The following is an 18891-nucleotide window of genomic DNA, read 5'->3' on the forward strand; positions in this document are numbered from 1 at the left end:
GACGAACAGACACGCGCTCCTGTGCGTGTGGGGGGATGACTCATGACGTCGACGCCGACGGGCGCCCGGCAGAACCTCGACCCGTCACAAACCACCGAACTCAGAGTCCCAGGACACCCGACCGGCAGCTTCCGCCGGATCAAGAAGACACTTCCGAGATACGACTACGAGCACTACAGCCGTCTGGCGGGACCCCTCACCCAGCCCGCCCCGGACAAGCCGTACAAGGTCCAGTACCGCTCGCTGCTCTCCCAGGAGACCCACCGGATCCGCGCCGCGCTCATGCTGGGCGCGGCGCCGCTGCTCTCCCTGGTGCTGCTCGGCTGGCTGATGCGGCCCGCGCACTGGACCCAACGCGACTATCCCGCCTACGACTTCCTGCCCGCGCTGGACATCGTGATGCTGGTCGCGATCGGTCTGATCGAGTTCTTCCGCTGCATGAACGTGCTGTCGAACGCGCACGCCACGCTGGTCGCCCGCGACCCGGTCCCGGTGGTGCCCGAGACCGGCACGAGAGTCGCGTTCATCACGACGTTCGTGCCCGGCAAGGAACCCCTGGAGATGGTCACCAAGACCCTGGAGGCGGCCATGCGGCTGCGCCACCGGGGTCTGCTGCATGTGTGGCTGCTCGACGAGGGCGACGATCCCGAGGTCAAGGCCGTGTGCGGGCGGCTCGGGGTACATCACTTCACCCGCAAGGGAGTTGAGCGCTGGAACCAGCCCAAGGGGCCGCACCGCGCGAAGACCAAGCACGGCAATTACAACGCCTGGCTGGAGGCCCACGGGTCCGAGTACGACTACTTCGCCTCCGTCGACACCGACCACGTGCCGCTGCCCAACTACCTGGAGCGGATGCTCGGCTTCTTCCGCGACCCGGACGTCGGCTTCGTCATCGGCCCGCAGGTGTACGGCAATTACGACACCCCGGTCACCAAGGCCGCCGAGTCGCAGCAGTTCCTCTTCCACGCCCTGATCCAGCGGGCCGGCAACCGCTACGGCTCACCGATGTTCGTCGGCACGTCAAACGCCGTACGGATCAAGGCACTTCAGCAGATCGGCGGCCTGTACGACTCGATCACCGAGGACATGGCCACCGGCTTCGAGATGCACCGGGCCAAGAACCCCGCCACCGGGAAGAGGTGGAAGTCGGTCTACACACCGGACGTGCTCGCGGTCGGCGAAGGGCCCAGCGCCTGGACGGACTTCTTCACCCAGCAGCTCCGGTGGTCCCGCGGGACGTACGAGACGATCCTCAAGCAGTACTGGAAGGGCTTCTTCTCGATGCCTCCGGGGAAGCTCTTCAACTACACCATGATGATCATCTTCTACCCGATGTCCGCCCTCAACTGGATCCTGGCCGCGCTGAGTTGCGCCCTGTTCCTGGGCCTGGGCGCATCGGGCGTGAACATCGACCCGACGGTGTGGCTGATGCTCTACGGCAACGCCTCCGCGCTCCAGATCGGCCTCTACGTCTGGAACCGGCGGCACAACGTCTCCCCGCACGAGCCCGAGGGGTCGGGCGGGGTCGCCGGCATGGTGATGTCGGCGCTCTCGGCGCCGATCTACGCCCGCTCGCTGTTCGACGCCCTACTGCGCCGCAGGAGCAGGTTCGTGGTCACGCCCAAGGGCGACTCGGCCAGCCCCGACACGTTGTTCGGGACGTTCCGGGTGCACTGGTTCTTCATCCTGGTCTTCGGCGGCTCGCTGGTGGCCGGGTTCGAGAACGGGCACTCCCACCCGGCGATGATCACCTGGGCCACGTTCGCCCTGCTGATCACCGCCTCGCCGATCCTCGCCTGGCGGTACATGCTGCGCCAGGAGAAGAAGGCACCTTCCGTCCTGCCGGCCGAGCCCCAGGACGCCGTCCCGTATGCCCCGCATGTCCCGCAGCAGCGGCCCAGTTGGGTGCCCGCCGCCACGGCCACGGCGTCGGACAGCGGCGGCGACGAGCAGACCATGCAGATCGCGCTCGGTGGGCTCGGTGGAGTGGGGGGTCGTAAGGAATGAAGGAAGCCGGCCGGCGCCGTGCCCGTCGACTCGCGATCAGCACGGTGGTCGTACTCGCCCTGGCCGGGATGAACGGACCCTGGCTGTACAGATTCGGCACCGAGAGATACCACCAGTACGTCATCAACAAGCCCGAGTACAAAGCCGACAACGGGCACTGGGACATCATCCAGTTCCCCAAGGAGTACCGGCAGGACACCATTCACGCGGCGCTGCTGCGCACCGGCAAGGTGCTGCTCATCGCCGGCTCGGGCAACGACCAGGACAACTTCGATGCCAAGAAGTTCGACACCCGGATCTGGGACCCGGTCAAGGGCACCATCAAGAAGGTGCCCACCCCGGCCGACCTGTTCTGCACGGGCCACACCCAGCTCGCCAACGGCAATCTGCTGATCGCGGGCGGCACCAAGAAGTACGAGAAGCTCAAGGGCGACGTCAAGAAGGCGGGCGGCGTCATGATCCTCTACAACGAGAACCCCGACAAACCGATGACCCTGCCCCAGGGCACGAGGTTCACCGGCAAGACGAACGGCAAGTCGTTCGTGTCCACGGACTCGGTCCTCATCCCGCGCGCGACCAAGGTGTTCGACAAGAAGACCGGCAAGTTCCTGCGGAACAACCCCGGTTACGCCCGGGTCGTCGTGGAGGCGCCCAAGGAGGGCGTCACATACGAGACCGGCGCCCAGGACAACTACCGCGTCCAGGGGCTGACCGGCGCCGACGAGCGCAACACGTACGGCATCGGCAACAAGTTCGGCCTCGACAAACGGGACTTCGAGGGGATCAAGAACGCCTACGAGTTCGATCCGGTCGCCGAGAAGTACATCAAGGTCGATCCGATGAACGAGGCCCGCTGGTATCCGACGCTCACCACGCTGAGCGACGGGAAGGTCCTCAGCGTCTCCGGGCTCGACGACATCGGGCAGTTGGTGCCGGGCAAGAACGAGATCTTCGATCCGGCCACCAAGAAGTGGACGTACACGAAGACGAAGCGGCAGTTCCCGACGTATCCGGCGCTGTTCCTGACGGAGAACGGCAAGCTCTTCTACTCGGGGTCGAACGCCGGATACGGACCGGACAACGTGGGCCGGGATCCCGGCATTTGGGATGTCGACACCAACCAGTTCACCAAGGTGCCCGGGCTCAGCGACCCGAAGATGCTGGAGACCTCGGCGACCGTGCTGCTGCCTCCGGCGCAGGACGAGAAGTACATGGTGATCGGGGGCGGCGGGGTCGGGGAGTCGAAGTTGTCCACGAACAAGACGCGGCTGGTCGATCTGAAGGACGCCGACCCCCGCTTCGTGGACGGGCCTTCGCTGGAGAAGGGGACCCGGTATCCGCAGACGTCGGTCCTGCCCGACGACACGGTGCTGGTGTCGGGCGGGTCCGAGGACTATCGGGGGCGCGGCGACTCCGACATTCTCCAGGCGCGGCTCTACCACCCCGACACGAACACCTTCGAGGAGGTCGCCGATCCGCTGGTGGGGCGGAACTACCACTCCGGGTCGATCCTGCTGCCGGACGGGCGGGTGATGTTCTTCGGGTCCAATCCGTTGTACGCGGACAAGGCGAACACGAAGCCGGGGGTGTTCGAGCAGCGCATCGAGATCTACACCCCGCCCTATCTGTACCGCGATTCACGGCCCGATCTGTCCGGGGGACCGAAGAGCATCGCGCTCGGGGCCTCGGGGACGTTCACCTCGCAGCACGCGTCGTCCATCAAGAAGGTGCGGTTGATCCGGCCCAGCGCGTCCACGCATGTCACCGATGTGGATCAGCGGTCGATCGCGCTGGACTTCAAGACCTCGGGCAACAAGGTCACGGTGACGGTGCCGAAGGACCGGAACCTGGTGCAGGCGGGGTGGTACATGCTGTTCGTGGACGACGACCAGGGGACACCGAGCAAGGCGGTGTGGGTCGAAGTCCCCTGATCACTGGCTGGACTTGGCCAGGGCGAGTGCGTAACTCGCCCACCACTGGCCCGCCTTGGGGCCGCCCTTGCACGTGCCGTCCGACTCCCCCGGGCGCTTGACCCACAGGTAGGCGTCCACCAGGGGGTCGGCGGTCTTCGTCGTCGGGGTCTCGCCCAGGGACCTGCCCGGGGGGTTGCACCAGTTCTCGTCGGCGTCGCCGGCCGTATACGGGCCTTTGCCGTTGCGGCTGGTGTCGATGACGAAGTGCTTGTCGTCGACCTTCGCGGAGAGCTGTTTGCCGTACTCGATGGAGTCCTGGGTGGAGTAGAAGTTGGAGACGTTCACCGCGAAGCCGTCGGCCTTGGCGATGCCCGCTCGCTGGAGGGGCTGGTAGATCTCGTCGGGGTGGCCCCAGCCTGCGTTACCGGCATCCAGGTAGACCTTCGTGTTCTTCAGGGACTTGAGCTTGCCGATGGCGTAGTTCAGGAGGTCGTAGCGCTCGTCCTGGTACTCGGCCGGGGTGCAGCCGTCCACCAGGTGGAGCAGGGCGTCCGGTTCGAGGATCACCGTGGCGGAGCGGTCGTCGATGCCCTGGGCGACGGCGTCGACCCAGGCGCGGTAGGAGTCGCCGTCGCCCGCGCCGCCCTGGGAGTACTGGCCGCAGTCGCGGTGCGGGATGTCGTAGAGGACCAGGAGCGCGGTGCGGCCTGCCTTGTCGGCGGCCTCGGTGAAGCCCTGGGCCTCGGCCTTCGGGTTCTCCGGGCCGATCCACTCGCCGGTCGGCTGCTCGGCGATCTTCCTGATCTGTGCCGCGTCGGCGGTCTTGCCGGCCTTGGCGTAGGCGGCGACCTGCCGGGCCGCGTTGGTGTCCGGGTTGACCCAGATCGGGTCGGCCCCCGTGGGCTGCTGGCTGATCCTCGCGCCCGCGTCCGGTTCCTTGTCCCCGCCCCCCGAGGAGGAACACCCCGCGAGCAGCAGCGCGGCCCCCAGGACCAGCGCCGACGTCCGTGTGCCGATGGGAACCGGGGCCCCCTGGCTGCCGTACATCCAACTCCCCCTTGGCTGTACCGATCCAAGGCTCAATCGTGACATAGGTGGCGTGCCGCCCACGAGAACGCCCGGGGTGTTGTCGGCGGGCTGTTACACCTCCGCCGCTCCGGGTAGGCGCTCGGTCCCAAGGGCAGGGGAAGGTGGCCGTCATGCACCACACGGGCCGAGAGGGCCGACTCGCCGCGGCGCTGGTGGAGGCCGCCGACACCCTCACCGAGACCTTCGACACCGCGGACTATCTACGACGGCTGTCCGACCACTGCGTGGAGCTGCTGGCGGCGCGGGCGGCCGGGGTCATGCTGATCGACGGCGGCGAGGCGGTGTCGCTGGCCGGGAGCAGCCGCCGGGAGGAGATGGCGCTCGATCTGCTGGCGGCCCAGCAGGGCGGCGGCCCCTGTCTGGAGAGTTACGGCTCCGGTCGCGCCGTCCCGCCGGTGTCGATCGACGTGGCCCACGCGGCCGCCCGCTGGCCCGAGTTCACCGAGCGGGCGCTGCGGCACGGCATCGTGTCGACCTTCGCGGTGCCGGTGCGCCGACGCGAGACCCTGCTCGGCGCGCTCAACGTGTTCGTGCCGGCCCTGCCCAACGGCGGTCCGGACGGGGGCGGTTCGGAGCTGATGGTGGCGCAGGCGCTGGCCGACGCGGTCGGACTGGGGCTGCAGAACCACCGGGCGTATGCCCAACACCGTTCGCTGGCGGGGCAGTTGCAGGAGGCGTTGTCGAGCCGGGTGCGGATCGAGCAGGCGAAGGGGATGCTCGCCGAGCGCTGGGGAACCGGTACCGACGAGGCGTTCGTGGTGCTGCGTGGATATGCGCGGCGCAACCGGCTGCCGCTGGACCGGGTGGCGCGGGCGGTGATCGAACGGAGCCTGGACGACACCGAGTTGACGGGCCCGTAGAACCGTGAACCACCTGTGCATATGACAGGGAGCCACCACACCGGGACATGGCGTCATTCGCCCTCTAGGCCCGGGCGCTCATTCGTTCTACAGTCGTCTCGAACGATCCCGGCCCCGGGTCGTTCCACACCCTCCAGCACGGTGTTTTCCAAGCCTCCCGCGCCGTCCGCCGGGTTACTCCCGCAGCCCGTGCGCGCGCGGTCGAGGACCAGCCCGGTCGGCGACCTCGGGGGGAGCGGGTCGTCGGCCGGGCAAGGTGGTGTCGGAGTCAGAGGCCGGTTCCGGTGAGGTAGGCGGAGACGATCACGTTCGCCGTGTAGCTGCGGTCGGCGCGGTCGAAGGTGCCGCCGCAGGTGATCAGGCGCAGTTCGGCGCGGCCCGACTTCCGGGTGCCGTAGGCCTGTTGGGCGTCGAAGTGGTCGCGGCTCAGGACGCGTACGTCGTCGACGGTGAACTCGGCGACCTTGCCGTCGTCACGGATGACGCGGATGACGCGGCCCGGGCTCAGCGTGCTGAGCTTGTAGAAGACGGCGGGCCGGGTCTCGGTGTCGACATGCCCGACCAGCAGCGCGGTCCCGGCGGCCCCGGGCCGCACCCCGCCGCCGTACCAGCCGACCACGCCCGGCTGGTCGAAGGGCGGTGGGTCGATCGCGCCCTGCGCGTCCAGCGGGCGGGCCACCACCGGTGCCTGCACGGCCAGTTGGGGAATGTCGATGCGCTGGGGCAGCGCGTCCCCCAATGGCCGTGCGGCAGGCGGCAGTTCGGCCTCGGGGGGCCGTCCGACCGCCGCCACGTCACCGGTCGTCGGCCCGGATATGCCCTGCCGTATGTCGGTCAGGTCCTGCCCCCACAGCCACAGGCCGAGCAGCAGCACGGCCCAGGCCACACCGGTCAGCAGACGACCCGTACCGGAGGAACGCTCGTGCTCGGAGGGCCTGTCGTGATCGAACATGGGTCGTCAGTCCGTCCTGCGGCTCCGGCGGGCGCCGCGCAGCACGATGACGGTCGCCGCGGCGACACCGGCCAGCAGCAGCCCGACCACCGCCTGCCCTGTACCGGGGCCGGCCGCACGGACGTCCACGGCGTCCGCGGCGGAGGACAGGTGTGCCGTACCGCCGCCGCCCGCGTGCACGGGAGCGACCGGGGAGGCGGGGGTGACGGGGGCCGAGGGGGGCGCCGACGGCGACTGGGACGCGTCTCCTACGACCGTGATCGCGCCCTTCACCGTGACGCTCCCGCAGGTGATCTTCACGTCGTAGCTGCCCGGCTCCAGCGAGCCGCGCACCCGGGTCTCACCGGCGAGGGTGCCGGCCGTGCCGACCAGTTTGGCGTCGGCGACGAACGCGGCCGACGCAGCCGAGCCCGTCGTACCCGCACAGCCGCTGATCTTGAGGGCGACCTCGGCGCCGGGGGCCGGGGAGGCGGGGGTCACCGTGACAGCGCCTCCGTCCGCCGCGTACGCCGCGTACGCCGTCGGGGTGAGCGCCGCGAGGACCGCCACGCCTGCACAGAGAGTGATTTTCAGTGAACCCATCGTGAACCTCCAGATATCTGGAGACTCCTCCTCGGCACCCGCCCGCGCATCCCTGGCGGCGCCCGATTGGGCCGAACGGGGGAGGTGGTACCGGGAGTGCATAGCATGGCCACCACACATGCCCGCGTACCGCAGCAGGAGTGCCCGCCCATGACAGAGCGCAAGCCCATCGAATCGTGGCTCACCGACATGGACGGGGTGCTGATGCACGAGGGCATCCCCGTGCCCGGCGCGGACGCGTTCATCAAGAAGCTGCGGGAGACCGGACGTCCGTTCCTGGTCCTCACCAACAACTCGATCTACACCGCGCGCGACCTGCACGCCCGGCTGAACCGCATCGGTCTCGAAGTGCCGGTGGAGAACATCTGGACCTCGGCCCTGGCCACCGCCGCCTTCCTGGACAACCAGCACCCCGGCGGCACCGCCTATGTGATCGGCGAGGCCGGACTGACGACGGCGCTGCACGACGCCGGATACGTGCTGACCGACGTGGACCCCGACTTCGTGATCCTGGGCGAGACCCGCACCTACTCGTTCGAGGCCCTGACGAAGGCGATCCGGCTGATCAACAACGGGGCCCGGTTCATCGCCACCAACCCCGACAACACCGGCCCCTCCCCCGAGGGCGCCCTGCCCGCGACCGGCTCGGTCGCCGCGCTGATCACCAAGGCCACCGGCAAGGAGCCGTACTTCGTCGGCAAGCCGAACCCCCTGATGATGCGCAGCGCGCTGAACACCATCGGCGCGCACTCGGAAACCAGCGCCATGATCGGCGACCGCATGGACACGGATGTCCTGGCCGGTCTTGAGGCCGGGATGGAGACCTTCCTCGTGCTGACCGGGCTGACGACCAAGGACGACCTCGACCGCTACCCCTACCGCCCCACGAAGGTCGTGGACTCCATCGCGGACATCGTCGACCTGGTCTGACACCTGCGGTCCAGGGTGGTCAACTGCCCCAACTCGTCGAGGACTTGGGCCGCCCCGGCCGACCGCAGCGCGTCGGCGTCGTGCGCGCCGGGGGCCTGGTCGTTCGGACAGTCCACGCGGAGATCGTCGCAGAAGCGGCGAGCCCGCGTTATCGGCGCCTCCGGGTCAGCAGCAGGGCGCCGGCGGTGACGAGGAGTGCGGAGATGGCGGCGAGGACGAGATGTCCGGTGCCGATTCCGGTGCGGGCGAGTTCGTCGGCGAAGGAGAGGTCTTCGGCGGGGGTGGTGGAGGGGGCGGGGGTGGCCGCGGAGGCGGTGGGAGTGGTGGCGGCATCGGACGGCGCGGCCGGATCGGCTTCCACATCGAACCGGTAGTCGTTCGACTGGCCGACCCAGTCGCCGTCGTCGGCATGGCGTTGTACGACGGCCGCGTTGGCGGTGATCTCGTTCGCCACGGCGTCGGAGGCGAGCGCGAGGCGCACCTTCACCGTGAGGGTCTTGCCCGGGTCGACGGTGAAGCCCGGGAAGCCGTCGTCGAAGGCGCCGACGAGTTCGGCCTCGTCGGTCCTGGCGAAGTGCACGGGGTGCGGGCGCGGGTGGGTGCCGTCGTAGAAGTCGAGTCTGGGCTCGGCCGGTTTCAGCGCGTGCCGCTCGTCGACGAGGACGACGACCGGGTGGATCTCGGTGCAGCGGCGGGTGGTGGTGTTGGTGAGGTCGATATACCAGGTGCCGTAGCCACCACCGGCGCCGTAGCTGTCGGGGCCGTCGTGGATGCGGGTGGTGAGGGGGAAGGCGCGGGCGCCGGGGGCGGCACAGGCGGGGGTGCGGTCCGCCGCGTGCGCCGGGGTCGTGAGCGTGGGGAGGAGGAGCAGGGGGGCGGCTGCGGCGAGGCAGAGGGACAGGGGCTGGGGGCGGAGTCTCAGGGGCAGTCGCATAAACACATGAGCGTGCAGGGCAGGGGCTGTGGATCGGGGGTGCCGTGCCGGGCGCGGGCCTCGAATGCCTCGAACGGGGGCGAGGGGACGCCTGTTCGGCGGAGGGGCTCCTGGTTCCACGGGTCGCGTACGGCCGCCTACCCGTCCGCCCGTCCGAACAGCGGCCCCAGCAGCAACTGCGCAGCCCCCTCCGCAACCACCCGCCCCCCGCCCGAGGCAACCCGTACCGGCACGGCGGCCTCGCGCGCCCCCTCGCGGTGGGCGTGTTCGATGAGGACGGCGTCGACGCCGTGCACGAAGGGTTCCGGGTCGGCGGTGACAGTGCGGCCGCCGAGCAGGACGAGGTCGATGTCGAGGAGGCCCACGAGGTTCGCGGCGCCCGTGCCGAGCACCCGTGCCGCCTCGGCCAGGTCGCCTCGCGCCACGGCGGCCAGGCACAGAGCCTCGATGCAACCCCGGTTCCCGCAGTCGCATTGCGGTCCGTCGAGCTGGATCACCTGGTGCCCGAACTCACCGGCCCCGGTCCGCGCGCCCCGGTGCACGCCCCCGCCGATCACCAGCCCTGCCCCGAGCCCCGTCCCGAGATGCAGATAGGCGAACGACCCGCCCTCCCCACCCACGGCCAGCCCCAGCGCGGCCGCATTGGTGTCCTTGTCGACCACGACCGGCATCCCGAGCCGCCCCACGAGCGCGTCCCGCAACGGAAACCCGTCCCATTCGGGGAAGCCGGTGACACGGTGCAGCACGCCGTGCGCGTGATCGAGGGGACCGGGGAGGGCCACGCCCACGCCGAGGAGGTGGCCGGGGGCGGGGAGAGTGGCGGACCCGGGACGCGCGCCCGCCGCACCGGCGACCTCCGGCACGATGCCCTCCACCTCACGAGCCACCGCCTCCACGACCACCCCACCCCCCGCCCCCAGATCCAGCGACGCGCCCCGCTCCCCCACCACCGCCCCGGTGAGATCCACGAGCACCACCCGCAGCTCGTCCCGGTCCAGGTGCACGCCGACCGCGTGGCCGGCCTCCGGTACCAGGCGCAGTACCGTGCGCGGCTTGCCGCCGGTGGAGGCGCGCTGGCCCGCTTCCGTGGCGAGGCCGGACTCGCGCAGCCGGGCCGTGATCTTGCTGACGGCCTGGGGGGTGAGGCCGGTGCGCTCGGCGAGTTCGAGCCGGCTGATCCCGTCCGCGCCGGCCCTGCGCAGCAGGTCGAGGACCAGCGCGGCGTTGTGACTGCGGACGGCGAGCAGATTCGCCCCGACTGTGCCCGTCACGCCCACTCCGACTCTCCCGCCCCGCTCCCTGTTCACACCCCCATTGTCCCCGCCACTTGCACTTTGGCAACAGCGTTGCCAAAGTGGACGGCATGACTGGACGCACGACTCGCACACCCCTCCGCGTCGGCCTCGTCGGCTACGGCCTCGCGGGCTCCGTCTTCCACGCCCCGCTGATCGCCGCCACCGAGGGCCTCGCGCTCGACACGGTCGTCACCTCGAACCCGGAGCGGCAGGAACAGGCCCGCGCGGAGTTCCCGGACGTCCGCCTCGCCGCGAGCCCGGACGAGCTGTTCGACCGCGCCGATGACCTGGACCTGATCGTCGTCGCGTCCCCGAACAAGACGCACGTCACCCTCGCCACCACCGCCCTGAAGGCCGGACTGCCGGTCGTCGTGGACAAGCCGATCGCCGGCACCGCGGCCGAGGCCCGCGCGCTCGCCGCGCTCGCCGAGGAGCACTCCCTCCTCCTCTCCGTCTTCCAGAACCGCCGCTGGGACAACGACTTCCTGACCCTGCGGGGGCTCCTCGCCGAGGGCGAGCTGGGCGACGTATGGCGCTTCGAGTCCCGGTTCGAGCGCTGGCGCCCGCAGCCCAAGGGCGGCTGGCGCGAGTCCGGCGACCCGGCGGAGATCGGCGGTCTGCTCTACGACCTCGGCAGCCATGTCGTGGACCAGGCGCTGGCCCTCTTCGGCCCGGCCGCCTCGGTGTACGCCGAGTCGGACATCCGCCGCGCGGGCGCGCAGACGGACGACGACACGTTCATCGCGATCACCCACACCAACGGCGTCCGCTCGCACCTGTACGTCTCCGCGACCACCGCCCAACTCGGCCCCCGCTTCCGGGTGTTGGGCTCCAAGGCGGGCTATGTGAAGTACGGCCTCGACCCCCAGGAGGCGGATCTGCGGGACGGCAGGCGCCCCGGGCCCGGCTGGGGTGAGGAACCCGAGTCCCTCTACGGCCGGGTCGGCGCCGGCGAGTCCCCCCTCACCGGCGGTGGCCGCCCCGAGCCGACCCTCCCCGGCGACTACCCCGCCTACTACGCGGCCGTCGCCGCCGCCCTCCGTGACGGCGCCCCCAACCCGGTGACCGCCCTGGAGGCGGCCGCCGCCCTCGACGTACTGGAAGCCGCGCGCCGCTCGGCTCGCGACGGAGTGACGGTGACCCTGTGACCCAGCACAAGCCCGCGATCACCCAGCGGATCGCCCCGGAGCTGACCCCGACCGTCGAGGAACTCGAAGCGCAGGAACGCCGCCTGGTGTTCCGGCAGTTCACCTACGACGACGCCTGGGCCCTGGGTTCGCTCCTCGTGGAACTCGCCCGCGAGAGCCAGGCCCCGGTCGCCATCGACATCCGCCGCGCCGGTCAGCAGCTCTTCCACGCGGCACTGCCGGGCTCGTCCCCCGACAACGACGCGTGGATCGACCGCAAGCGCAGGGTCGTCGAGCGCTTCGGCGCGGCCTCCTACCTGGTCGGCACCCGCTTCCGAGCCAAGGGCAGCACCTTCGAGGAGTCCTCCCGCCTTGACCCCGACGAGTACGCGGCACACGGCGGCTCGTTCCCGATCACGGTCGAGGGCGTCGGCGTGATCGGCACGGTGACGGTCAGCGGACTGCCGCAGCTGCAGGACCACCGGTTCGTCGTGGCGGCGCTGGAGCAGTTCCTGGACGACGACCAGAAGAAGTGACCGGCGCCCGGAACTGACCTGCGGCTCCCTCCGTCTGCGCCGACTGGCCGCGCCGCTCAGCCAGTCGGACTCACGCGTCCTTCAACTCCTGCCGCTGACGCCCCAACCCGGAGATCTCCAGCTCCACCACATCCCCGGCCCGCAGGAACGGCTTCGGCTCGGGCTGCCCCAGCGCGACCCCCGCCGGCGTCCCCGTATTGATGACATCCCCGGGGTACAGGGTCATGAACTGGCTGACGTAGCGCACCACTTCGGCGACCGGGAAGATCTGCTCGGCGGTGGTGCCGTCCTGCTTCAGCTCGCCGTTGACCCAGAGCTTCAGCGAGAGGGCCTGCGGGTCCGGCACCTCGTCGGACGTCACCAGCCACGGCCCCAGCGGGTTGAACGTCTCGCAGTTCTTCCCCTTGTCCCAGGTCCCGCCCCGCTCGATCTGGAACTCCCGCTCGGACACGTCGTGCGCCACCGCGTACCCGGCGACATGCGCGAGCGCCTCCTCGTGCGAGGACAGATAGCGGGCCGTACGTCCGATGACTACCGCCAGTTCGACCTCCCAGTCGGTCTTTACCGACCGGCGGGGGACGAGCACGGTGTCGTACGGCCCGACGACCGTGTCCGCCGCCTTGAAGAAGACGACCGGCTCGGCGGGCGGCTCGGCGCCGGTCTCGCGGGCGTGGTCGTGGTAGTTCAGCCCGATGCACACGACCTTGCCGATCCCGGCCAGCGGCGGCCCGACCCGCAGCCCGTCGGCGTCCAGCGCGGGCAGTTCCCCGGCGTCGGCGGCGGCCCGGATCCGGCCGAGCGCGGCGGTGTCGGCCAGCAGCGGTCCGTCGATGTCGGGGACGAGGCCGGACAGGTCCCGCAGGGTCCCCTCGGCGTCGAGCAGCGCGGGCCGCTCCGCCCCCGCCGTACCGACTCGCAGCAGCTTCATGTTCCACCATCTCCATCGATCGTGCGGGCCGTCGACCGACGGGTGCAGCCATCGGAGGACTGGTCGATCCTCCAAGCTCACGGTCCAGTCCGCAATACCCGGTTCACGGACTGGACCGTCATCGTGCCGCTCAGCTGTACAGCAGGGCCCGCTCGACCGCGCTCCAGGCCGTGCTGGTCACCACGTAGAGGGCGACGGCGAGCGGCACCACCGACACGGTGACGAGGGTGAGGAAGGACGCGAAAGGCAGCACCCGGGCGACCGCGCCACCGTCGACGACCGTCCGCCGGGCACGGACGCAGGTGAAGGTCGCGACCGCGGCGACGACGAGGAACAGCCCGACGTAGACGAGCCCGGCCGGCCCGAACACCCCGTCCCCGGCGAGCGCGTCGGCCCACCGTCCGCCGAGGGGCGCGGCGAGCAGTCGGTGGGAGAGCAGGCCGTCACCGCCACCGGAGAACAGGCGGTAGAGCAGGAAGAACGCCGGGAGTTGGAGCAGGCTGGGCAGCAGTCCGGACAGCGGTGACACCTTCGCGTCGGCGTGCAACTCCAGTACGGCCGCCCGCAGTTTTTCGGGCTGCCTCGCGTACCGCTTCTGCAACTCGACGACCTGCGGCCGGAGTTGCGCCCGCTCCCGCTGTCCGCGCGCCGCGGCCCGTGACAGGGGATGGACGAGGAGTCGTACCAGAGCGGTGAACAGGACGATCGCCGCGGCGACCGCGGACGGGCCGAACAACGGGTGGAGCAGGTCGGCGAGTTGGCCGACGACGTGGGTGAGAACGGACATGGGTGAGCCCTCCGTGGGTCTCGTCGTGCCGGAATGGGGCATGGCGATGTGACGACCCGCGCGGGAACGCGTTACGCGGTGGTCGTCCGGAGGGTGCGTCCGGGGGCTCGGGGGCGTGGCCGGCCCGAGGCGTCGGGGTCGCGCTGCGGCAGGAAGGCCGTGCGGCGGGCGCGGTCGCGGATGGCCGTACGGACCCGGGTGGGCGGTACGGCGGGCGCGCAGCGCGAGGTGAGGAGGGCGGAGAGGGCGAGGGCGGTGCCGGTCGCGGCGAGCGCGACGGTGGCCGGGAGGCTGCCGGTGTCCGCCAGCACGAGCGGGAGAAGCAGCAGGAGAAGCAGCGCGGCGGCGCGACCACGGATCATCGGCTGCCCACTCCCCCTCGATCAACTGCCGTTCTCGTACCCCCCGTTATACCTGATCGGCTATGCCGGGTCGGTCTCGATCGGCTGGAGCAGTCGCCTCGGCTTGAGGAAGACCCGGCTGACATGATCCGCGGGGTCCTGGTTGAGTCCGGGGCCCGGCTCCATGAGGACGTCCCCGGCGGGGACGACGAGCCCGCAGGCGGGGCACTCGCCGTACGGGCCGAGTTCGGTGCCGCAGTCCGCGTGCCGGAAGTAGCGGAGCTGGGGTTCGTCGAACTGCTCGCGGCCCCAGCGGCCGAGTGAGCGCAGCGTCGGCCACAGGGCGATCGCGCGGTCCGTCGGCACGTACTCGTCGCGCGGCGGGGACTCCTGGTACCGGCGCTTTTCGAGGATTCCCTCGGCGGTGAGCGCCTGGAGGCGGGCGGCGAGGACCGCGCGCGGGATGCCCAGGTGCACGAGGAAGTCGTTGTAGCGCCGTACGCCGTAGAGGGCGTCGCGGATGACGAGCAGTGTCCAGCGCTCGCCGACCACCTCCAGTGCCCGGGCGATCGAGCACTCCTGTGTCACGTAGTCCTTGCCCAGTGCCATGCCCTCCACCTTAGCCAGTTTTCGACATCTAAGTTCAATGAATGAACCTACAGTGCTACGGTACTCCACATGACTAGGTTCAATGAGCGAACCCTCACTGAGGCTTCCGCGACACCCCGGACCGCCGAGCCGGAGGCGCCGCGCCCCCGCGCCACCCTCGCCCTGACCAGCGCCGCCACCGCCGTGGCGCTGATGACGTACACCGCGCCGATGGTCACCCTCCCGGACATCGCCGCCGCCCTGCACACCCCGCTCTCCGCCCAGGCCTGGCTGCTGAACGGAACCCCGCTGGGCCTGGCCGCGCTGCTCCTGGTCGCCGGCAGCCTCGCCGACGACTACGGCCGCCGCCGGATCTTCCTCGCCGGCACCTTCGCGCTCGGCATCACCACCGCGCTCTCCGCGCTCACCTCCTCGACCTTGCTGTTCACCCTGACCCGGATCGCGCAGGGTGCCTCCAGCGCGGCGCTCCTGGCCAGCGGCCTGGGCCTGATCGTGCACGCCTTCCCGACCCCGCGCGGACGCCTGCACGCGACCGGGGTGTGGGGCGCGTTCGTCAGCGGCGGCATAGCGCTCGGCCCGCTGGTGACGGGCGCGATGCCCGACTGGCGGGTGGCCTACGGCGTGCTGGGCGCCGCCACGCTCGTCGTGGCCGCCCTCGGCGTCCGTACGCTGACCGAGTCCCGCGCGCCACGGGGCGGACGCCCCGACCTGGCCGGAGCGGTCACCTTCGGGCTCGCCCTGGTCGCCCTCGTGGCCGCCCTGACCCTGGGCCGCGACGGCTGGCTGCGCGCACCGGTGGGCCTGCTGTTGCTGGCGGCCGTGCTGCTCGTCGGCGTCTTCGCGCTGGTGGAGCGCCGGGGTGCGACCCCGATGATCGACCTGGGTCTGCTGCGCCACCGCCCCTTCCTGGCCTCCTCGGCGGGCGGCCTGTTCACGGGCTTCGCGGTGATCGGCCTGTTCAGCTTCCTGCCGGCACTGTTGCAGCAGACGCTGGGCCTGTCGGCGATGGACACGGCGTGGCTGTTCCTCCTCTGGTCCGGGCTGTCCTTCGCGGTCGCCCTCCAGGCCCGCCGCCTCGCGGGCCGCGTCTCCTCCCGGCACCAACTCGCCCTGGGTTTCCTGCTGCACGCGGCCGGCGTCCTGACGATGCTCGGCGCGCTGGACTCCGGCTCCTGGGTACGGCTGCTGCCGGGCCTGGTGATCGCCGGTGTGGGCAGCGGCCTGCTGAACGCCGCGCTGCCCCTGCTGTCGGTGGAGTCCGTACCGGCGGCCCGGGCCGCGATGGGCTCAGGCGCACAGCAGACCTTCCGCTACATCGGCTCCTGCGCCGGAGTCGCGCTGACCATCGCGATCGCCACCTCGACGAGCGGCGGCCTCGCGCACGGCGCGGACATCGCGATGGCGGTGTCGGCGGGGCTCGCGGTGCTGGCGGCGGGGAGTGTGGTGGTGCTGCGGGAGCGGGCGTGAACCACCTGTCTCACCGGGGTCGCGTGGAGGTGAGCGTGCCCCACACCACCATGCGGTACTTGGAGGTGAACTCCGGGGTGCAGGTGGTGAGGGTGACGTAGTAGCCGGGGCTGCTGTAGCCGTAGGCGGGCTTGACGATCGAGCGCGGGATGGGCCGGATGACGCCGGAGTCGGCGGCGGAGGTCTGCGGCAGGATCTTGTCGACGGTGTACGTGTAGGTGGCCGCGCTCGTCTCGACCAGGACGGTGTCCTTGAGCCGCAGTCGCGGGAGATACCTGAACGGTTCGCCGTGGGTGTTGCGATGCCCGGCGAGCGCGAAGTTCCCTGCCTGGCCCGGCTGTTGGGTGCCGGGGTAGTGGCCGACGTACCCCTTGTTGAGCACGTTCTTCTTGCTGACGCCCTCCGCGATCGGGACGCGGAGGTGGAGGCGGGGGATGGTGAGGATGGCGTAGGCCTGGGAGGGGCGGGGGCCGGTGCCGTCGGCCCCGGTGGTGGTCCGGCGCGGTGAACTGCCGTCGGTCGTATGCGTGTTGGCGGACGGGCTACCGCTGGCGCCCGGTGTCGATGTCGCTGTCACTGTCGGCGCCGATGTCGCCCATTGCCGTTCCAGGGCCTGCACTTGATGCTCGGCGCCGCGGCGGGCCTCGCGGTTGGTCCACCACAACTGGTGGACGACGAGGAGCAGCAGGACGACCCCGGCGGTGACGAGGAACTCGCCGCCGGTCCACAGGGCGCGTCGGCGCAGCGCACGGCGTCGACGGCTGCGGTGCTGCACGACGGGGACCCGCATGGGCGGCACCATAAGGGCCGGTTCGCGAACTCACCAGAGCCGTGACGCCCGTTGACGGTGAAGGCGCCCGTTCGATCCTTCGTACACGGGTTTTAGAAAGGGGCCGAGAAAGGGGCGTCACAACCCTCGACAACCTCACACGGCACACCCGATGCTTCCTGGTGGCACGAGCTGGGGGGCCGACGCCGGTGGGACGACCGGCGGTTGAGCGAATCGACTCGGGAATCGATCGGGAATCGAATCGGGAGAAGAGATGATCCGACGCAGAACCCTGCTGGCCGCGGCGGGCGGTGGCCTCCTCGGCAGCGCCCTGGCGACCGGCACCGCACGCGCCGACGCGACGATCGCGGTCAACCCGGCGACGAAGTACGGCACTTGGGAGGGCTGGGGCACCTCGCTGGCCTGGTGGGCGAATGTCTTCGGCGCCCGCGACGACTTCGCCGACATCTTCTTCACCACCAAGTCGACGACGTACAACGGCACTTCACTGCCCGGCCTGGGCCTGAACATCGCCCGCTACAACCTCGGCGCGTGCAGTTGGAACACGGTGGGCGGCGAGTCGATGGTCGCCTCCGCCAACATCCCCGCGTTCAAGCAGATCGAGGGCTACTGGCAGGACTGGAACAACGAGGACCCCACGTCCTCCGCCTGGGACTGGACGGCGGACGCGACCCAGCGGGCGATGCTGGTGAAGGCGACGGCACGCGGGGCGACGAGTGAGTTGTTCGCGAACTCGCCGATGTGGTGGATGTGTCTGAACCACAACCCCTCGGGCGCGTCCGGCGGCGGCAACAACCTCCAGTCCTGGAACTACCGCCAGCACGCCTCCCACTTGGCGGCCGTCGCCCTCTACGCAAAGAACAACTGGGGAGTGAACTTCGCGACGGTCGAGGCCTTCAACGAGCCGTCGTCGGCCTGGTGGACGGCGACCGGCACACAGGAGGGCTGCCACATGGACTCGACGGTCCAGGCAGCCGTACTCCCGTACGTCCGCAGCGAGTTGGACTCCCGAGGCCTGACGAGCACAAAGATCTCGGCGTCCGACGAGACGAGCTACGACCTGGCGCGGACGACATGGAATTCCTTCTCGTCCACGACGAAGGGGTACGTCAACCGGGTCAACGTCCACGGCTACCAGGGCTCGGGCGGCCGTAGGGACCTGCTCTACACGGACGTGGTGACCACGGCCGGCAAGGCCCTGTGGAACTCCGAGACGGGCGACAGCGACTCCACGGGCCTGACCCTGGCGAGCAACCTGCTCTACGACTTCCGCTGGCTGCACCCCACGGCGTGGACGTACTGGCAGGTCATGGACCCGTCCTCCGGCTGGGCGATGATCGCGTACGACCAGAACACGCTCACGCCCGGCGCCGTCCAGACGAAGTACTACGTGATGGCCCAGTTCAGCCGCCACATCCGCCCCGGCATGACGATCCTGGACACGGGCGTGAGTTACGCGGCGGCGGGTTACGACGCGAGCGCGAAGCGCCTGGTGATCGTCGCGGCCAACACCGGCTCCTCCTCTACGACGTTGACCTTCGACCTCTCCAAGTTCACGACGGTGGCGGGCGGTTCGAGCGGCCTGGTCCCGCGCTGGAACACGGTGACGGCCGGCGGAGGTGACCTCTACACCGCCCACTCGGACACGTATCTGAGCGGAAAGACGGTGGCGGTGCCGTTCGCGGCGGGGGCGGTGCAGACCTTGCAGATCGACGGGGTGGTGATCTGACCGCCCGACTCGGCG

The 18891-nt window shown here is 70.4% G+C and carries 19 protein-coding genes; 8 read left to right on the forward strand and 11 right to left on the reverse strand.

What is annotated here, in order from left to right; translation table 11 throughout:
- The first annotated feature begins 42 nt into the window (after nucleotides 1-42).
- Nucleotides 43-2007, forward strand: a complete 1965-nt coding sequence (locus AB0M63_RS34375; RefSeq protein WP_355913442.1) for a glycosyltransferase family 2 protein — start codon at nucleotides 43-45, stop codon at nucleotides 2005-2007.
- Nucleotides 2004-3938: a kelch motif-containing protein gene (locus AB0M63_RS34380; protein WP_366022094.1), complete on the forward strand. Its 1935-nt coding sequence runs from the start codon at nucleotides 2004-2006 to the stop codon at nucleotides 3936-3938. The genes AB0M63_RS34375 and AB0M63_RS34380 overlap by 4 nt, the downstream gene beginning before the upstream one ends.
- Here AB0M63_RS34380 and AB0M63_RS34385 read toward each other — a convergent pair whose 3' ends face one another.
- Nucleotides 3939-4967 carry a glycoside hydrolase family 6 protein gene (locus AB0M63_RS34385; protein WP_366022095.1) on the reverse strand — a complete coding sequence of 343 codons (1029 nt, stop codon included), beginning with the start codon at nucleotides 4965-4967 and terminating at the stop codon, nucleotides 3939-3941.
- Nucleotides 4968-5119: 152 nt separating this feature from the next.
- On the opposite strand from AB0M63_RS34385, the gene AB0M63_RS34390 reads away from it, so the two are divergent.
- Entirely contained in the window at nucleotides 5120-5869 is a 750-nt protein-coding gene (locus tag AB0M63_RS34390; RefSeq protein ID WP_366022096.1) for an ANTAR domain-containing protein, read from the forward strand.
- Between the two features lie 268 nt (nucleotides 5870-6137).
- Here the strand turns inward: AB0M63_RS34390 and AB0M63_RS34395 are convergent, their stop codons facing one another.
- Nucleotides 6138-6821, reverse strand: a complete 684-nt coding sequence (locus AB0M63_RS34395) for a class F sortase (RefSeq protein ID WP_366022097.1) — start codon at nucleotides 6819-6821, stop codon at nucleotides 6138-6140.
- A 6-nt stretch (nucleotides 6822-6827) separates the two neighbouring features.
- On the reverse strand, nucleotides 6828-7403 hold the full coding sequence (locus AB0M63_RS34400; protein ID WP_355913427.1) for a hypothetical protein: 576 nt from the start codon (nucleotides 7401-7403) through the stop codon (nucleotides 6828-6830).
- Between the two features lie 150 nt (nucleotides 7404-7553).
- Between AB0M63_RS34400 and AB0M63_RS34405 the strand changes: the two genes are divergently transcribed.
- A complete protein-coding gene (locus AB0M63_RS34405; RefSeq protein WP_355913568.1) occupies nucleotides 7554-8333 on the forward strand; it encodes an HAD-IIA family hydrolase in 780 nt (259 codons plus the stop codon).
- On the opposite strand, the gene AB0M63_RS34410 is transcribed toward AB0M63_RS34405, so the two are convergent.
- From AB0M63_RS34410 to AB0M63_RS34420, 3 genes are all read right to left on the reverse strand, one after another.
- Nucleotides 8279-8449: a hypothetical protein gene (locus AB0M63_RS34410; RefSeq protein WP_366022098.1), complete on the reverse strand. Its 171-nt coding sequence runs from the start codon at nucleotides 8447-8449 to the stop codon at nucleotides 8279-8281. The genes AB0M63_RS34405 and AB0M63_RS34410 overlap by 55 nt on opposite strands.
- Before the next feature lie 32 nt (nucleotides 8450-8481).
- Nucleotides 8482-9267 carry an LPXTG cell wall anchor domain-containing protein gene (locus tag AB0M63_RS34415; protein ID WP_366022099.1) on the reverse strand — a complete coding sequence of 262 codons (786 nt, stop codon included), beginning with the start codon at nucleotides 9265-9267 and terminating at the stop codon, nucleotides 8482-8484.
- A gap of 137 nt (nucleotides 9268-9404) precedes the next feature.
- A complete protein-coding gene (locus tag AB0M63_RS34420) occupies nucleotides 9405-10538 on the reverse strand; it encodes an ROK family transcriptional regulator (RefSeq protein ID WP_366022100.1) in 1134 nt (377 codons plus the stop codon).
- 92 nt (nucleotides 10539-10630) lie between these two features.
- Between AB0M63_RS34420 and AB0M63_RS34425 the strand changes: the two genes are divergently transcribed.
- Both AB0M63_RS34425 and AB0M63_RS34430 read left to right on the forward strand, forming a co-directional pair.
- Nucleotides 10631-11710 carry a Gfo/Idh/MocA family oxidoreductase gene (locus AB0M63_RS34425; protein ID WP_355913415.1) on the forward strand — a complete coding sequence of 360 codons (1080 nt, stop codon included), beginning with the start codon at nucleotides 10631-10633 and terminating at the stop codon, nucleotides 11708-11710.
- The gene (locus AB0M63_RS34430) at nucleotides 11707-12225 is read left to right on the forward strand and encodes a heme-degrading domain-containing protein (protein ID WP_355913412.1); all 519 of its coding nucleotides are present in this window, start codon (nucleotides 11707-11709) and stop codon (nucleotides 12223-12225) included. Before AB0M63_RS34425 ends, AB0M63_RS34430 begins: the two co-directional genes overlap by 4 nt.
- A gap of 70 nt (nucleotides 12226-12295) precedes the next feature.
- Here the strand turns inward: AB0M63_RS34430 and AB0M63_RS34435 are convergent, their stop codons facing one another.
- From AB0M63_RS34435 to AB0M63_RS34450, 4 genes are all read right to left on the reverse strand, one after another.
- Complete coding sequence (locus tag AB0M63_RS34435) at nucleotides 12296-13153, reverse strand: fumarylacetoacetate hydrolase family protein (RefSeq protein ID WP_355913409.1); 858 nt, start codon at nucleotides 13151-13153, stop codon at nucleotides 12296-12298.
- A gap of 130 nt (nucleotides 13154-13283) precedes the next feature.
- On the reverse strand, nucleotides 13284-13940 hold the full coding sequence (yidC, locus tag AB0M63_RS34440) for a membrane protein insertase YidC (RefSeq protein WP_366022101.1): 657 nt from the start codon (nucleotides 13938-13940) through the stop codon (nucleotides 13284-13286).
- Nucleotides 13941-14011: 71 nt separating this feature from the next.
- Complete coding sequence (locus AB0M63_RS34445) at nucleotides 14012-14302, reverse strand: DUF6412 domain-containing protein (RefSeq protein WP_355913403.1); 291 nt, start codon at nucleotides 14300-14302, stop codon at nucleotides 14012-14014.
- Between the two features lie 60 nt (nucleotides 14303-14362).
- Entirely contained in the window at nucleotides 14363-14890 is a 528-nt protein-coding gene (locus tag AB0M63_RS34450) for a helix-turn-helix domain-containing protein (RefSeq protein ID WP_355913400.1), read from the reverse strand.
- A gap of 69 nt (nucleotides 14891-14959) precedes the next feature.
- Here AB0M63_RS34450 and AB0M63_RS34455 point away from each other — a divergent pair, with 69 nt between their 5' ends.
- Nucleotides 14960-16357: an MFS transporter gene (locus AB0M63_RS34455; RefSeq protein ID WP_366022102.1), complete on the forward strand. Its 1398-nt coding sequence runs from the start codon at nucleotides 14960-14962 to the stop codon at nucleotides 16355-16357.
- 10 nt (nucleotides 16358-16367) lie between these two features.
- Here AB0M63_RS34455 and AB0M63_RS34460 read toward each other — a convergent pair whose 3' ends face one another.
- Nucleotides 16368-17147 carry a class E sortase gene (locus AB0M63_RS34460; RefSeq protein ID WP_366022103.1) on the reverse strand — a complete coding sequence of 260 codons (780 nt, stop codon included), beginning with the start codon at nucleotides 17145-17147 and terminating at the stop codon, nucleotides 16368-16370.
- Between the two features lie 253 nt (nucleotides 17148-17400).
- On the opposite strand from AB0M63_RS34460, the gene AB0M63_RS34465 reads away from it, so the two are divergent.
- Nucleotides 17401-18876 carry a beta-1,6-galactanase gene (locus tag AB0M63_RS34465; protein ID WP_355913391.1) on the forward strand — a complete coding sequence of 492 codons (1476 nt, stop codon included), beginning with the start codon at nucleotides 17401-17403 and terminating at the stop codon, nucleotides 18874-18876.
- Nucleotides 18877-18891: the final 15 nt, after the last annotated feature.

Origin of the sequence: Streptomyces sp. NPDC051576, from assembly GCF_040681835.1 — a bacterium.
Classification (GTDB): domain Bacteria; phylum Actinomycetota; class Actinomycetes; order Streptomycetales; family Streptomycetaceae; genus Streptomyces.

Coding starts and splice junctions, on each gene's coding strand:
- AB0M63_RS34445 (WP_355913403.1), bottom strand. CDS start 14,302: ATGATCCGTGGTCGCGCCGCCGCGCTGCTTCTCCTGCTGCTTCTCCCG.
- AB0M63_RS34465 (WP_355913391.1), top strand. CDS start 17,401: ATGATCCGACGCAGAACCCTGCTGGCCGCGGCGGGCGGTGGCCTCCTC.
- AB0M63_RS34405 (WP_355913568.1), top strand. CDS start 7,554: ATGACAGAGCGCAAGCCCATCGAATCGTGGCTCACCGACATGGACGGG.
- AB0M63_RS34390 (WP_366022096.1), top strand. CDS start 5,120: ATGCACCACACGGGCCGAGAGGGCCGACTCGCCGCGGCGCTGGTGGAG.
- AB0M63_RS34395 (WP_366022097.1), bottom strand. CDS start 6,821: ATGTTCGATCACGACAGGCCCTCCGAGCACGAGCGTTCCTCCGGTACG.
- AB0M63_RS34385 (WP_366022095.1), bottom strand. CDS start 4,967: ATGTACGGCAGCCAGGGGGCCCCGGTTCCCATCGGCACACGGACGTCG.
- AB0M63_RS34450 (WP_355913400.1), bottom strand. CDS start 14,890: ATGGCACTGGGCAAGGACTACGTGACACAGGAGTGCTCGATCGCCCGG.
- yidC (WP_366022101.1), bottom strand. CDS start 13,940: ATGTCCGTTCTCACCCACGTCGTCGGCCAACTCGCCGACCTGCTCCAC.
- AB0M63_RS34435 (WP_355913409.1), bottom strand. CDS start 13,153: ATGAAGCTGCTGCGAGTCGGTACGGCGGGGGCGGAGCGGCCCGCGCTG.
- AB0M63_RS34415 (WP_366022099.1), bottom strand. CDS start 9,267: ATGCGACTGCCCCTGAGACTCCGCCCCCAGCCCCTGTCCCTCTGCCTC.
- AB0M63_RS34400 (WP_355913427.1), bottom strand. CDS start 7,403: ATGGGTTCACTGAAAATCACTCTCTGTGCAGGCGTGGCGGTCCTCGCG.
- AB0M63_RS34425 (WP_355913415.1), top strand. CDS start 10,631: ATGACTGGACGCACGACTCGCACACCCCTCCGCGTCGGCCTCGTCGGC.
- AB0M63_RS34460 (WP_366022103.1), bottom strand. CDS start 17,147: ATGCGGGTCCCCGTCGTGCAGCACCGCAGCCGTCGACGCCGTGCGCTG.
- AB0M63_RS34375 (WP_355913442.1), top strand. CDS start 43: ATGACGTCGACGCCGACGGGCGCCCGGCAGAACCTCGACCCGTCACAA.
- AB0M63_RS34455 (WP_366022102.1), top strand. CDS start 14,960: ATGACTAGGTTCAATGAGCGAACCCTCACTGAGGCTTCCGCGACACCC.
- AB0M63_RS34380 (WP_366022094.1), top strand. CDS start 2,004: ATGAAGGAAGCCGGCCGGCGCCGTGCCCGTCGACTCGCGATCAGCACG.